This window comes from Chryseobacterium sp. UYP7 (genome assembly GCF_056279225.1).
Map to the genome: position 1 here is coordinate 20,595 of NZ_JBWBQW010000007.1, position 14,261 is coordinate 34,855.

Sequence of the window (14,261 nt, forward strand, 5' to 3'; positions counted from 1 at the left end):
AAAATAATTTGGAAAATTTCCAGGAAACAGAAGGTTTAAAGATCATTAAAAATTGGATGGCGGAAAAAGATTTTGCGCCATTTAATTTTCAGCTGGAAACCTGGGAAAAATATTACAGAAATTATAGCGGAATGGTTGTCGCGCCCACAGGTTTTGGAAAGACCTATTCTGTTTTTTTAGCCGTTATCGTGGATTTTCTAAACTTTCCGGAGAAATACGGGGATGGATTAAAATTGCTTTGGATCACACCGCTTCGTGCCTTGGCAAAAGATATTGCAAAAGCAATGAAAGAAGCCATCGACGAAATTGGTCTCGACTGGACGGTTGGCGTTCGAAATGGCGACACTCCCGTTTCCGAACGCGCTTCTCAAACCAAAAAAATGCCCGACATTCTTCTCGTGACTCCTGAAAGCATGCATTTGCTTTTAGCTCAAAAAAATAATCAAAGATTTTTTAAAAATTTAAAATGTGTCGCGGTAGATGAGTGGCACGAACTGCTCGGCGGGAAACGCGGCGTCCTTACAGAACTGGCCTTATCCCGCTTGTCTTCCTACCAAAAGAAAATTCGTATCTGGGGAATTACCGCCACCATCGGAAATTTAGACGAAGCTTTGGAAGTTTTAATTCCTTCCAACATTAAAAAAACAAAGGTAGTAGCGAAGGAAAAAAAGAAGATCGATATTATTGCCGTTCTTCCCGATGAAGTCGAGATTCTTCCCTGGGCGGGGCATTTAGGAAATAAACTGGCCAATAAAGTAATTCCCATTATTTTAGAAAGCAAGACCACTTTAGTCTTTACAAATACCAGAAGTCAGGCAGAAATGTGGTACCAGATTCTGTTGCAGCAACATCCAGATTTTGCGGGACAGATCGCCATTCACCACAGTTCTATTGATAAGGATCTGCGGATCTGGATCGAAGAAAATTTAAGTTCCGGTTATTTAAAAGCGGTCGTTTCAACCTCTTCTCTGGATTTAGGGGTGGATTTTAAACCTGTTGATACCGTTATTCAGATCGGTTCTGCAAAAGGCGTAGCGCGATTTTTACAACGCGCCGGAAGAAGTGGACATTCTCCTTTCGAAACTTCCAAAATATATTTCGTTCCTACGCATTCTTTAGAACTCATTGAAGTTGCAGCCCTAAAAGAAGCAGTCAAACAAAAAGTGATCGAACCGCGCGTTCCAATGGTTATGACTTTTGACGTTTTGGTACAATATCTGATTTCGCTTGCAGTTGGAGAAGGTTTCAAAGCAGAAGAAACTTACAATCAAGTTAAAAATACTTTCGCTTTCCAGGAAATGACGCCCGAAGAATGGACTTCGATTTTGCAGTTCATTACCGTTGGAGGTGGCGCTTTTAAAAATTATGAAGAGTTTCATAAAGTTGTTATTGGAGAGGGAATTTATAAAGTAACGAGTCGTAGAATTGCAATGCTTCACCGCATGAATATTGGCGTGATCGTAAGCGATGCAATGCTGAAAGTAAAAGTTTTAGGTGGCGGATATGTTGGAATGATCGAGGAATATTTTATCACCCGAATGAAAAAAGAAGATAAATTTATTCTCGCCGGACGAGTTTTAGAAGTGGCGCATATTAAAGAGATGACGGTTTACGTCCGCAATTCAAAAGGAAAAGCCATGGTTCCGAGCTATTTGGGCGGTAGATTACCATTGAGCTCTTACCTGGGACAATTTCTTCGCATGAAACTCTCCGAGTCTCTGGATGCTAAATCCTCCGAAAAAGAATTGAAATTTTTACATCCGCTTCTGGCAAGTCAGGAAGGGATCTCCCACATTCCGAAAGAGGATGAATTTTTAGTAGAAGTTATTAAAACCCGAGATGGTTATCATCTTTTTATGTATCCTTTTGAAGGCCGATTGATCCATGAAGTCATGTCTGCATTAATTGCGTTCCGGATTTCTAAGATCACACCGATCTCTTTTTCGATGGCGATGAATGATTATGGTTTTGAACTTTTGAGTTCTCAGGAAATTCCCTTGAATGAAGATAATTTGAAGCAGATCCTTTCGCGAGAAAATTTAATTCAGGACGTTTTAAGCAGCATTAATGCAACAGAAATGGCAAGACGTAAGTTTCGGGATATTGCGGTGATTTCCGGATTGGTCATTCAAACTTATCCGGGACAACAGAAAAATAATAAAAGTTTGCAGTCTTCTGCAGGATTAATTTTTAATGTTTTAGAGGATTATGATTCTCAGAATATATTACTGAAACAGGCTTACACGGAGGTTTTTAATCAACAGATCGACGAAGCCAGACTCGTGGATGCATTTGACAGGATAGAAAAGTCGAAAATAATTCTGAAATTTGCGAACTCTTTTACACCATTAAGTTTCCCCATCAAAGTGGACAGTTTGCGCCAGTCTTTAAGCAGTGAAGATTTGGGTGAAAGAATTAAAAGAATGCAGGCGGAAGCGATGAAAAAAGGCAAAACTGTCGTGCAGATCGCCCGTGGAAAGTAAGATCGTGCTATGCGGTCATAAAAAATTTTAAAATATAAATGCTCAAAACTTTAGATAAGGAAATTCAAAACTTCAACTTAACATTTACAAATCAGCGTGCTTTGTTTTGGGAAGCGGAAAAAATCTTAATCGTTAGCGATCTGCACGTCGGTAAATCGGCGCACTTTCGCAAACACGGAATAGCAATCTCTTCCGAGGTTTTATTACACGATTTAGAAAAACTGGAATATCTGATCCATCATTTTCAGCCTGAAAAAATTATTGTTGTAGGAGATCTCTTTCACGCAGGTTACAATTCCGACTTAGAGCTGTTCAAGGAATGGCGCTTTCGGTTTCCGCAGGAATTTATTTTGATAAGAGGCAATCACGATAAAATGAAATGTGAGATCTACGATGATCTGGGGATTGAATGTATTGATGATTTTCTCGAGATTGGTCCCTTCACTTTTATTCATCACCCAGAAATTATAGCGGAAAACAAGTTTTATATTTCTGGTCATATTCATCCTGGATTTGTGCTTCAGGGCAAGAATGAACGTTTAAAATTACCGTGTTTTGCGTTTTCTCCAAGGCAGATCGTTCTCCCTGCTTTTAGTAGATTTACAGGTTTAGACACCAAAACTTTAAAGAAAGATTTTAAAAATATTGTTTTCACGGGAGGCACTATTTTTGAAGTCTAGATGTCACAAAAAATAGATAATGAAAAATTTAAAAAAGATAGCAATCCCAATTTCACTGGGAATTATTGGAGCTGTTTTCCTAAGTTCCTGTGCAGTCGGAATCCCGAAAGGAGCAACCGCAGTTCAAAACTTTAATTCTGATAAATATTTAGGGAAATGGTATGAAATTGCGCGTTTCGATTTCCGCTTTGAGAAAAACATGAATAACACAACGGCTGAATATTCCAATAAATCCAACGGAAATATTGAAGTGAAAAACCGCGGCTACGATTACGTTAAAAACAAATGGAAAGAATCGGTAGGTGAAGCAAAATTCGTAAATGAACCAACCGAAGCCAGATTAAAAGTTTCGTTCTTTAAACCAATTTGGGCAGGGTACAATGTGATCGATATCGATGAAGATTACAAATATGCTTTGGTCGCAGGAAATAACTTAGATTATCTCTGGATCCTTTCCCGCGAAAAAACAATCCCGGAAAGTTACAAACAAAGATTTCTGCAAAAAGCAAGATCTTTAGGTTATAAAACAGAAGATCTTATTTGGGTCGAGCAGGATTAAGTTGCTCCAAAATTTAGATTACACTCAAAAAATACCCAGTGAAAATTTCGTTGGGTATTTTTTATCTTGAGTTCGACCGGAATATATTTTCTTTAAAATTCAAAAATAAATCCAAAATAAGGAAGCGGCGTGTTATTATCATTTTCTCCCTTATCCAGTAAATAATATTGCTGATCCTGCGGAGCTGAAGGGTTTGCCACAATTCCATTGCCCTGTTCATCGCGCTGAAGGTTTACAACTGGCAAACCACTTGCACTTTTTGATCCGTATATATTAATGATATCTAAATATGCGGTAAACTGCCATTTTTTGAAGATCCATTTTTTTTCTGCCCGAAGATCTAATTGATGAGCCACATTTCCCCGCAAAGTATTCAGCTTCGAAAAATCCTGTATTGGTCCATTCGCAATATTCCAGATGTTAACAAGAGAACTACGGTTTAAGTCGTAAGGCGTTTCCGGTAAACCTGATTGAAGTCTAAATCTGGCGCCTAAATTCCAGTTTCTTTTAAAATATTTCCCGGTACTTAACGATACGATATGTCGGGAATCCCAGCTGGACGGAAGTAGATCACCTGCAGCATTGCTGAATTTGGAGTATCCAAAAGTGTAGGCTACAATACCGTAATAATTATTGACTGTTCTTTTCTGGGCTAAAAATTCTACGCCATATGTTTCACCAAAGCCTCTGGAGTCAACAGGTTCGCTCCCAACAACGCCGAAATCAGCCCCAATGTTGGCCAGTGAAATTTGGTTACGCAGAGAAAATGGATAGTTTTTATATTTCTTGTAATATCCTTCCATCGTAAAACGCAGATTATTCGCTCCGTTATATTCTAAACCACCAACGATCTGGGAATTACTCACATATTTTAATGTGCTTTTATTCAGTAAAACATCATTCAACTGATAACCTAAAGACGTGTAGGCCGGAAGTTGATAATAAATTCCCGTATTAAAATTGAACGCCCATCGTTCCGCAAATTTATAACTCAAAGAGAGTCTGGGAGAAAATTGATTCAAAGGATTATTCGTTAGATCGGAATAATTGCTGCCATCGATCCGTGCTCCAACTGATATATTCAAAACATTGTTAAAGAAATTCTTGGAAGACTGAACATAAAATCCATATTGCATTAAGTTAATTTGAGAAGAAACAACATCGAAATTAACCTCATTTTGATTGACTTGTTTGATGGTAGAATTGTTGGAATATTTTGCAAAATTAATATTGCTTCCTGCACTTAAACGATAATCCGAGATCTGAAAATTTCGGTCAATTCTGAATTTATTTTCAGCTTCGGTAGAATTGTAATCGTAAAGTAAATTTTCCGGAGTTTCCTGATTTCTGTAGTATTTGGTGGCTTGATTATCGAGCATATTTCTGCTGTAGGTAAAAAGCCAGTTGCCATTTTCGACCAAGTGTCGGTAACCTGTTCCAAACGTATAATTCCACTGCGGGGAAACAGGCAGTCGGTCGATCAGGGTTTGGTTAGAAAGGGTTTTCTTCGCATCTGCGTTAAATTTAAAATCATCCAGCGCGCCTAAACCGATAAAATAGAGTTCGTCTCCGGTCTTGAATTTTTTAGCAACTTTGAAGGTGGCATCGTAATAACTCGGCAAAAAAGGCAATCCAATGGCTTTGAACAGCAGCTGCAGATTTGATTTCCGAACAGAAAATAAACCGCTCCAGGATTGATCTTTAGACAGAGGACCATCTGCCATAATTTGCATATCATCTAAACCCAAAATGGCTTTGTATCCAATTTTATCTTTTCGGGCTTCTTTCAGATTAAATTCAAAAAGAGAAGATAAGATCCCGTTTCGCCGAGCCGGAAAAGCACCGCTATAAAAATCGACATCTTTAATAAAGTCTACCGTAATAATTCCTCGCGGCCCACCGGAAGCGCCTTGCGTTTGAAAATGGTTGATAATCGGAACTTCAATACCATCGATGTAAAATTTGTTTTCAGCCGAACTTCCACCCCGAATAAACAGATCGTTTCGAAAGGTTGCTGTACTTCCAACTCCGGGAAAACTGAGGATCGCACGGGAAACATCACGGTTGGTTCCTGCATTTTTCTGAATTTCTTCACTCGTAATATTTCGTAAAGACAAAGGGCTTTCTGCTGTTGTTTTGTACGCTTTTTTCGTAATGACCACTTCCTGAATATCTTTCACTTCAGATTTCTTTAAACCAATTGTGAAGGTCAGATTTTGATTTGGTAAAATATTGATATCGTTTAAATAACCGGTTTCATAACCTTCTGCAGAAATTTCGAAAGTATATGTTCCGGACGGAATCTCGGATAATTGAACGGATCCAATACCCAAATTACTGATCTCTGAGTTTTGAATTTTAGCAGTTGCTTCCAAAGGTTTCTTGAATTCATCAGCAACAGAAATATTAACAGATCCAACCTGCGATTTTAAAAAAAAAGAAAAGAGGAGTAGAAATAGAAAATAAAAGTTTTTCATGAAAATTTGGTTAAAGGAAACGAACAATCTTAATTGTCTTAAATTAAAATTTATTAATAAATTCTATACATTTATTATCGAAGTGTTTGCAAAGCTATTACATAATTATAAAAGCTGAAAGTATCATCTATAAAATAAGCTTAAAATTAGACATAAATCTTTAGGGCTAAAAAAGGAATACACCCCTATGAAAAGGTGTATTCCCAACACTAAAAACACTAAATTACTGTAGTAAAACCTTATCCAACCCGTGGATAATTCTCTTTGAACATTACATCTATTGCCGTAATGTTCGAAATTTTGTTATTGGCATCCATTAGCTTTCTTTGCACGACGAATCTAATTTTTGAGTTCCGCTTTGCCGTAGCTTGCATTAAAAATCAGGAAAACCAAAAATATGATCAAACGCCTCTTCAAAACTGGTCAAATTCAAATCACCAGAAATAAATTATTAAATTAAAACAGAATAACCTACTACCTTATTATCCCGGTTTAACTTTTCCAAAGACTTATTTTTAATCACCGTCAAAAGTAGTAAGAAATAATTCTAATATGGTTTATTTGGTATAGATTATTACTATTATACTAATCGATAAGCGTTTTAAAAATAAAATATTCATCGGTTAGGATAAATATTTTACTATTTTTTGATGATAAAAGTTTAAGAAAGTAATTGTTAAGTGCGCGGTTTCTCGTTTTCCAAAATCTTTATCACAACAGTTTCTTCTTTGGTAAGACCCGTTTTACCGTCGTTCACTTCAATTTCATCGAGTTCGTCTAAGTATTTTTTAATGGAGTTGTTTTCGTATAGATTAATTACTAAAGGATGCACGTAATATTTTCTACATACGGTTCCTGTATTTCCAAGGTGAGACGCGACCATGTCGAGCGCTTCTTTTACTTTAGATTTATACTCTCTGTCGCTTTCGGCATTTCCGATTTCTTTAAAGGCGATCAAAGCATTAACGGTTCCAGACCAGGTCCTGAAATCTTTGGCAGTAAAGTCGTCGCCGCTGATTTCTTTGATGTATTCGTTAACCATTCCAGATTCGATCGCGTGTCTTTTGCCATCGTGGTCGTAATATTGAAAAAGTTCTTTCCCCGGAATGTCTTTACAGTTCTTTACCGCTTTTGCCAGTTTCGTGTTTTTCAGATCAATGTCGTGATAAATCCCTTTCTTTCCTTTAAAGGAGAAGTGCATTTTCTCACCTGTAATATTAACATGTTTGTCTTTTAGAGTCGTTAAGCCAAAAGATCCGTACAATTTTTCGTAAACGTTATTTCCAATTCGAATGTTGGTTCTTTCCATTAAACTTACGACCACTGCAAGAACTTTTCGCTTATCTAAATCTTTAATGGCAAGATCCTTTTCGAGTTGAAGCCGGATTTTAGGCAAGACATAACCGAATTGCAGCATTCGGTAGAATTTAGTATGATTTCGGAGGGCATTCCAAAGCGTGTGATAGCGGTATTGCTTCCGTTTTTTCGCATCTAATCCGGTTGCCTGAAGATGTCCGTTTTCCAGGGAACAAATCCAAACACTTTCCCAGGCTGGGGGAATAGCTAATTTGTTGATGCGTTCAATTTGTTCTTTATCTTTGATTTTCTCATCTCCTATATAGTAGGCGAATTTTTTACCTGACTTTTTCCGAATGATCCCATCATATTCCTGATCGGTCGTGTAGATTAGTTTTACCGCTTTTGCAGATTTTACCGGATCCTTCATGATCTTAACGATTTTTGACGGAGTTAAAGAAGCGATCAGATCTGTTTCAGGATTTTTCATCTCAGTAAAAATTAGAGGTAATTATAAAAAAATAATAGATGGTAAAAAATTGGAGTAGGGAATTGGTGCAAATGTAATTTATGCTCTATTTCAATGTAGAAATGCTGGATTAGGCTTGAAAACAAAAGAAAGAAAAGAATCTTATTTTTAAAATCACTTTTCTTTCTTATCGTTCAGATTCTACAAATGTGCAGAAAACTAATTTACTGATTAATTACTTTTCCCGCGGGTAAATAACCAAACAACTAAAGCAATAACGGCTGCAACAAGGATGAATCCCCACCACATTCCGGCTTTAAATATGGTTCCTATCGCTTCGCAACTTGTTAAAGAAAGAAATGCAAATACGGCTAGACTTAATAAGGTGAACTTTTTCATAATAGTTATTTTTAAAGGTTTATATAATGTTATTTTTTAATTTATAAGCGATTATTATCTGGTCTCCAGGTTTTTATAGATTTTTTAATTTCATCTCCGGAAATATTTTCAGTAAGGGCCTTTTCTAAGAGAATTTTAAACTCATCATCATAAGCGAATCGCAGTCCGGCGATCTGATCGAAAGTCAGTTTTTCAACAACGTCATCGGATCGTTTACCGAAAATTTCAAAATACCGGTGCTGAAATTCCAAACGCACAATTCTATTTTGATTACCCAACGCATAATGTTGTCGAACCATAAAAGCCAGATAAAGAAGAAGAAAAATAACTACAGAAAATAAGATCCAGGTTAGTTGATTATTTTCATCCCGAAAAATTTTGACAATTCCAACGCCTAACAAAATAGCTAAAAGCGGTAAATAGATAAAGTGATGCGGTGCGTAGAACTTTTTATGATTGCTGTAATTTTGAGTTTTCATGTCTTTTCCTTATCAAAAACTCAACCAAATTACCCAATCAATGCACAAAAAAGATATTTTTTAAATAAATATTTTTCTTAGTTGGGCAGTAAAAGTTCAATGGATTTCAGCATGTCGATTCCTTTGCCAAGAACCGGTTTAAAGAGGTCACCTTTTTTCTTGATCCTTTCCAAAGCATTTTCGATATTGAAATCGGTAGGTTTTAAACCACTTTTTAATTCATCCCATTCAACAGGCATTGAAACTGGTGCGCCATTTTTGGGTCTCATGCTGTAAACGCTTGCCAGGGTTTGTCCGCGGCGGTTTTGTAAATAATCAAGATAGATCTTATTTTTGTCGCGTTTTTGAAGCGCTCTTTCCAGCGTTGTAATTTCCGGAAGTTCTTTTTGCACCATCTGCATTAAGATATGCCCGAAATTTTTAACCTGTTCGAACGTATATTTCGCCCCCATCGGAATATAAATATGAATACCCGTGCTTCCGGAAGTTTTGCAGTAACCCTCAATTTTCCCCTTATCCATAATTGTTTTGGCGACCTTTGCGGTTTCTATAACATCTTCAAAAGTGTTTTTCTCTGAGGGATCCAGATCCAAAACCAAGTAATCAGGAGAATCTAAAGATTGCACACGGCTTGTCCAAACATTAAATTCGATGCACCCCAGATTATTCATATAAGCCATTGTTGCCTTATTATTACACAAAATATAATTGATGAATTTATCGCTGGATTCGGAAAAAACTTTCTCCGTTTCGATCCAGGAAGGAATTTCTTCAGAAGCATCTTTCTGATAAAAACTCATCCCATCGATCCCATTTGGAAAGCGGTTCATCGACTGCGGACGGTCTTTAATGTGCGGTAAAATATATTTTGAAATGCTCTGATAAAAATCGATCATGTCTCCCTTAGTAACCTGATCTTTCGGGAAATAAATTTTATTTTGATTCGTAAGTTTTACTTCCTTATTATCAATCTTCTTAAGTTTTTCAGCATCTCTTTTCACAACTGATTTTTTTGGCGGGGAATTTTCTTCAATATCCTCCGTCTCCTTCTTCTTGAAATTTAAGTCCTCCGGATTGAGGTCTTCCCGCAATCTTAGAAAAACAGGATGACGGAAAATATGTTCTTCCGTTAGTTCTGTAAATTTAATTTCTGCAATAAGCTCCGGTTTTAGCCACGTTGCTTTATCGTTGGTTTTCGGTGTTTCGTTAAATACGGGTTTGGACGTTATTAGCGCTTCCATTTTCTCATAAAGTTCTACTAAAGTTTTATCACTGAAACCCGTTCCGGTATGTCCGCAAAAGATAATTTCCTCACCATCATAACGTCCTAAAATCAAAGATCCAAATTTTTTACGGCTTCCTTTTGGCGCTGTAAATCCGCAGATCAGCACTTCTTCTGTCTGCTGACTTTTAACTTTCAACCAGTCGTCGGTTCTGGAATCTTCATGATAAGTGCTGTCAATCTTTTTGGCGATCATTCCTTCCAGTTCCATATTTTCGATAAGGCGAAAAAAATCTTCTCCTTTCTCTAAGATATGGTCGTGATATTTTACAAATTCGGTTTCTTTCAAAGCATCTTTCAACAATTCTTTCCGTTGCAGAAAACTGAGGCCTTCCGTAGAATGGCCATTCAACCAGAGCAAATCAAAGACCTGGTAAACAACCGTAAGGTTTGGATTGTCGCCAATTCTCTGCAACCACTGAAAATTGGGCTTTCCTTTATCATCATAAGCCACAAGTTCACCATCGATGACCATTTCATGTTCCTGAAATTTGAGAGAATTCGCAACTTTTTTAAATTTTTCTAAATAGGAGAGTCCGTTGCGGGAATAAAGTTGAACGCCGTTCCGCAGATCAGCAACTGCACGATAACCATCCCATTTAATTTCGAACGCCCAGTCTACACTGCTAAAAGGTTTCGGCGCGATCGTCGCCAGCATTGGCGTAATAAATTTGGTGAGCTTTTTTTCTCCCGAAAGGGCAGGAGTATAATTTTTATAGGACTTTATATTGTCGGAAGATTTACTTTTTTTTTTGCCTTTCTTTTCGTCCAGGTATTCTGTAACCTTTGAGTCGGACGCTGTATTTTCTTCGGCATCGTAATGATCCGTTGCAAATTGATCTCGGTGCTTAATGAGCAACCAGGGATTGCCGTCGGTCGCATTTTTAATTTTAACGAGGGCAAATTCACCTTTTAACTTTTTGCCGTGAAGAATAAATTTTAAGGAGCCGGTTTGAAGCTCTTGTTGCATCGTCACATCGTCGGTTTTGTTCTTCACTTTTACCAAAGGTTCGTAGGTTCCTTCATCCCAGATTTCCACTTCGCCGGCGCCATAATTTCCTTTGGGAATGGAACCTTCAAAAGATCGGTACGCAAAAGGGTGATCCTCCACCATCATGGCTAAACGCTTATCGTCAGGATTTAAAGAAGGTCCTTTTGGAATTGCCCAACTTTTTAGAACGCCATCCATTTCTAACCGAAAATCATAATGAAGCCGACTTGCAGCATGCCGTTGAATGACGAATTTTAATTTTCCGCCACCGCTTTCGTTTTTTCCTTTCGGTTCGGCAGTCTGCTCAAAGTCCCGTTTTTTATTGTATTCCTCAAGTGGCATTTTCGTCTATTTATAATGAAAAAGAATGATTTCTAAATTTAAAGTTTATGTTTTTATCTTATCCAGCTTTTGCTTTTCCGCTTTCTAAACTCGCTTTCAACTGTGCCATTAGATCGGTCGCTTTTGCAGAAACTTCTTCCTTGGTCGCGACTTTTTTCTTTTTTCCTTTCGCTTTGGCCTTAATAATCTTCATTAAATCATCGTTGTAAGTATTAACGTATTTTGAAGGATCAAATTTTGTAGCCAGTTGTTTAATAAGTGATTCTGCCATCGCCATTTCTTCCTCTTTTGGCTTTTTTGAAGACGGAAGTTTCAACTCATCAAATTCACGGATCTCTTCCGGATATCTCATTCTGTTGACCATCAAAACTTTCCCTTCATACGGACGAACCAGACATAAAATCTCTTTTTCCCGCAGGATAAAAGTTCCAATTCCAGCCATTTTCGTTTTGATAAGGGATTTTAATAAAAGTTTATAGGCTTCCTCTCCATTTTTCTGAGGCTCGAGAAAATAGGAGGTTTCAAAATAAGCACGGTCGATTTCATTAATGTCAACAAACTGTTTGATGTTGAGAATTTTGGATTTCTCGGGACTAACTTCTCCGAAATCCTCCGCGGTAAGTACGATGTATCGGTCTTCTAATTTGTAACCTTTTACAATATTCGCCCATTTTACTTCTTTACCGGTTTTCGCATTTACTCTTTTGAAGTTGATATTTTCGAGATCATCTTTGTCGAGCATATCCAGATCGATATTGCTTTCTTCCGTCGCGGAGTATAATTTAATGGGAATATTTACCAAACCGAAACCTATTGCACCGTTCCAAATCGCTCTCATAATTTTCTGATTTATTTTCGAATTTACATCAAATATGCTTCCAAAAAAAGGAAGGTTTTAATAATCTTTTTAACTTTGGTTAAATTTTGAAACAATGAAAATTGCAACTTATAACGTAAATGGTGTGAATGGCAGATTGCCTGTTTTATTAAGATGGCTGAAAGAATCACAACCCGATATCGTTTGTCTGCAGGAATTGAAAGCGCCTCAAGAGAAATTTCCGGAAGCCGAAATCCTGGAAGCCGGCTATCATTCTGTATGGCTCGGACAAAAAAGCTGGAATGGCGTTGCCGTTTTATCAAAAATCGAAAAACCGGTGATTTCGCGGACCGATCTTCCGGGAGAAGACGAAGTTGAAGCAAGTCGTTATCTGGAAGTCAAAATTAAAGATCTGATTATCGCCTGCATTTATTTACCCAACGGAAATCCAACTCCAGGTCCAAAATTCGATTACAAGATGCGGTGGTTTCAAAGGTTAGATGCACATGCAGAAATGCTCATCACATCGGGAAAAAAAGTTTTGCTTATTGGTGATTTTAATGTGATACCCACAGAAAACGATACCTACAAACCGGAGAAATTTAAGAATGATGCTCTCTTTTTGCCTGAAGTTCGGGAAGCATTCCACAATCTGATCGGTCAGGGTTGGACAGATGCGATCCGACATTTATACCCGACGGAAACTATTTACACCTTTTTTGATTATTTCCGAAAAGCGTACGAAAGAAATGCAGGTTTAAGAATTGATCATTTTTTGCTCTCGCCGGAAGTTTTGCCACAACTCAAAAATGCAGAGGTTGATAAAGAAGTCCGCGGTTGGGAAAAATCCAGCGATCATTGTCCGGTTTGGATCGAGCTTGAAGATTGATAGTAATGAACTTTCTTATTTTTCCTGATCGGAATTTTCTACATCAATTTTAAAAGGAGAAATTATATTTGATTGATAGTGAGGTTCAAATTTTGAAAAATCATAAAAAAGAGGGAGCTAACAAATAGAATTTTGGCAAATTATTTAATTTGCTAATAATTGGCAAAAATCTTGCATAGCGTGTGCTATGCTTGCCAAAAACTTTATTTTTTTACTATATTTCTCTCTTTTTACAGTTAATGCACAATCCAAAGCAGATGATATTTTGGGAAACTGGATGTCTTCTGACAATCTTGTTGCCGTTAAAATATTCAAAACAAATAGTCAATATCGCGCAAATGTGATTTGGTTTGATGTTCATCAAGGCAACGGAAAGCCGATTAACACTCGCGTAGACAGTAATAATCCCGACCCGAACCTTCGGACCCGAAAAATTATCGGAATGGAAATTTTAGAAGGACTTCAATATAATTCTCAGCATCAAACATGGGAGAATGGCAAAATTTACGATGCAACAAGCGGCAGACACTGGGATTCGTCCGTAAGTTTAACCAACGAAGGAATTATGAAAGTAAGAGGTTACTGGAAATTTAAGTGGATCGGGAAAAGCATGTCTTTCAGAAAAATAAAATAAACTTAAAATTATAAACTATGAATTTTTTACTCAGACTTTTGGTCACCGCAGTGGTGGCGTACGCACTGGCGTACATTTTACCCGGAATCCATTTTCAGGGTTTTGGCGCGGCAATTATTTTCGCGATCGTTTTAGGAATTCTTAACCTGATCGTAACCCCTGTTTTAAAGATCTTGGGATTACCTCTAACGATCATTACTTTAGGACTTTTTTCCCTCGTGATCAATGCTTTGGTGATTTTAATGGCTGATTACTTTATCGACAGTATGAACGTTGATGGTTTTTTATGGGCCTTTATTTTCAGTATTGCTCTTTCCCTAGTTACGTCTTTACTAAGTGGAATATTCACTTCCAAAGATTAACAGACTTTTCTTATAAACATATTTCAAAACCAGCGTTAGAATTTCTAAGGTTGGTTTTTTTATTAAAGACCTCTTATTTTATTTCCTTAATTTTGACTATTA

Annotated in this window: 12 protein-coding genes; 6 read left to right on the top strand and 6 right to left on the bottom strand. The window is 37.2% G+C overall.

All coding sequences use genetic code 11. The features are described 5' to 3' along the window. The first annotated feature begins 8 nt into the window (after positions 1-8). From ACZ9HT_RS13560 to ACZ9HT_RS13570, 3 genes are read left to right on the top strand one after another with little or no spacing between them, the layout of a single operon-like run. Positions 9-2,483, top strand: a complete 2,475-nt coding sequence (locus ACZ9HT_RS13560; protein ID WP_476041027.1) for a ligase-associated DNA damage response DEXH box helicase — start codon at positions 9-11, stop codon at positions 2,481-2,483. Between the two features lie 38 nt (positions 2,484-2,521). Further along, positions 2,522-3,163 (top strand): ligase-associated DNA damage response endonuclease PdeM, encoded by a 642-nt coding sequence (gene pdeM / locus ACZ9HT_RS13565; protein WP_476041028.1) that lies wholly within the window; start codon positions 2,522-2,524, stop codon positions 3,161-3,163. A gap of 19 nt (positions 3,164-3,182) precedes the next feature. After that, the gene (locus ACZ9HT_RS13570; RefSeq protein ID WP_476041029.1) at positions 3,183-3,722 is read left to right on the top strand and encodes a lipocalin family protein; all 540 of its coding nucleotides are present in this window, start codon (positions 3,183-3,185) and stop codon (positions 3,720-3,722) included. 92 nt (positions 3,723-3,814) lie between these two features. Here the strand turns inward: ACZ9HT_RS13570 and ACZ9HT_RS13575 are convergent, their stop codons facing one another. The 6 genes from ACZ9HT_RS13575 to ku form a co-directional block, all read right to left on the bottom strand. Then, the gene (locus ACZ9HT_RS13575; RefSeq protein WP_476041030.1) at positions 3,815-6,199 is read right to left on the bottom strand and encodes a TonB-dependent receptor; all 2,385 of its coding nucleotides are present in this window, start codon (positions 6,197-6,199) and stop codon (positions 3,815-3,817) included. A gap of 676 nt (positions 6,200-6,875) precedes the next feature. Continuing rightward, complete coding sequence (locus ACZ9HT_RS13580; RefSeq protein ID WP_476041031.1) at positions 6,876-7,985, bottom strand: DNA topoisomerase IB; 1,110 nt, start codon at positions 7,983-7,985, stop codon at positions 6,876-6,878. Between the two features lie 210 nt (positions 7,986-8,195). Continuing rightward, entirely contained in the window at positions 8,196-8,363 is a 168-nt protein-coding gene (locus tag ACZ9HT_RS13585) for a phosphatidate cytidylyltransferase (RefSeq protein WP_476041032.1), read from the bottom strand. A 41-nt stretch (positions 8,364-8,404) separates the two neighbouring features. Beyond that, the gene (locus ACZ9HT_RS13590) at positions 8,405-8,842 is read right to left on the bottom strand and encodes a DUF6526 family protein (protein ID WP_476041033.1); all 438 of its coding nucleotides are present in this window, start codon (positions 8,840-8,842) and stop codon (positions 8,405-8,407) included. Positions 8,843-8,919: 77 nt separating this feature from the next. Further along, positions 8,920-11,457: a DNA ligase D gene (gene ligD, locus ACZ9HT_RS13595; protein ID WP_476041034.1), complete on the bottom strand. Its 2,538-nt coding sequence runs from the start codon at positions 11,455-11,457 to the stop codon at positions 8,920-8,922. Between the two features lie 58 nt (positions 11,458-11,515). Then, positions 11,516-12,295 (bottom strand): non-homologous end joining protein Ku, encoded by a 780-nt coding sequence (gene ku, locus ACZ9HT_RS13600; protein WP_476041035.1) that lies wholly within the window; start codon positions 12,293-12,295, stop codon positions 11,516-11,518. Positions 12,296-12,389: 94 nt separating this feature from the next. Between ku and xth the strand changes: the two genes are divergently transcribed. The 3 genes from xth (at position 12,390) to ACZ9HT_RS13615 (ending at position 14,159) form a co-directional block, all read left to right on the top strand. Further along, positions 12,390-13,163 (top strand): exodeoxyribonuclease III, encoded by a 774-nt coding sequence (gene xth, locus ACZ9HT_RS13605; RefSeq protein ID WP_476041036.1) that lies wholly within the window; start codon positions 12,390-12,392, stop codon positions 13,161-13,163. Between the two features lie 187 nt (positions 13,164-13,350). Continuing rightward, positions 13,351-13,797: a DUF2147 domain-containing protein gene (locus ACZ9HT_RS13610; RefSeq protein ID WP_476041037.1), complete on the top strand. Its 447-nt coding sequence runs from the start codon at positions 13,351-13,353 to the stop codon at positions 13,795-13,797. Between the two features lie 17 nt (positions 13,798-13,814). Beyond that, positions 13,815-14,159 carry a phage holin family protein gene (locus ACZ9HT_RS13615; protein ID WP_476041038.1) on the top strand — a complete coding sequence of 115 codons (345 nt, stop codon included), beginning with the start codon at positions 13,815-13,817 and terminating at the stop codon, positions 14,157-14,159. Positions 14,160-14,261 lie beyond the last annotated feature (102 nt).

Coding starts and splice junctions, on each gene's coding strand:
- ACZ9HT_RS13580 (WP_476041031.1), bottom strand. CDS start 7,985: ATGAAAAATCCTGAAACAGATCTGATCGCTTCTTTAACTCCGTCAAAA.
- ACZ9HT_RS13575 (WP_476041030.1), bottom strand. CDS start 6,199: ATGAAAAACTTTTATTTTCTATTTCTACTCCTCTTTTCTTTTTTTTTA.
- ACZ9HT_RS13585 (WP_476041032.1), bottom strand. CDS start 8,363: ATGAAAAAGTTCACCTTATTAAGTCTAGCCGTATTTGCATTTCTTTCT.
- xth (WP_476041036.1), top strand. CDS start 12,390: ATGAAAATTGCAACTTATAACGTAAATGGTGTGAATGGCAGATTGCCT.
- ACZ9HT_RS13590 (WP_476041033.1), bottom strand. CDS start 8,842: ATGAAAACTCAAAATTACAGCAATCATAAAAAGTTCTACGCACCGCAT.
- pdeM (WP_476041028.1), top strand. CDS start 2,522: ATGCTCAAAACTTTAGATAAGGAAATTCAAAACTTCAACTTAACATTT.
- ACZ9HT_RS13570 (WP_476041029.1), top strand. CDS start 3,183: ATGAAAAATTTAAAAAAGATAGCAATCCCAATTTCACTGGGAATTATT.
- ku (WP_476041035.1), bottom strand. CDS start 12,295: ATGAGAGCGATTTGGAACGGTGCAATAGGTTTCGGTTTGGTAAATATT.
- ACZ9HT_RS13610 (WP_476041037.1), top strand. CDS start 13,351: ATGCTTGCCAAAAACTTTATTTTTTTACTATATTTCTCTCTTTTTACA.
- ligD (WP_476041034.1), bottom strand. CDS start 11,457: ATGCCACTTGAGGAATACAATAAAAAACGGGACTTTGAGCAGACTGCC.
- ACZ9HT_RS13615 (WP_476041038.1), top strand. CDS start 13,815: ATGAATTTTTTACTCAGACTTTTGGTCACCGCAGTGGTGGCGTACGCA.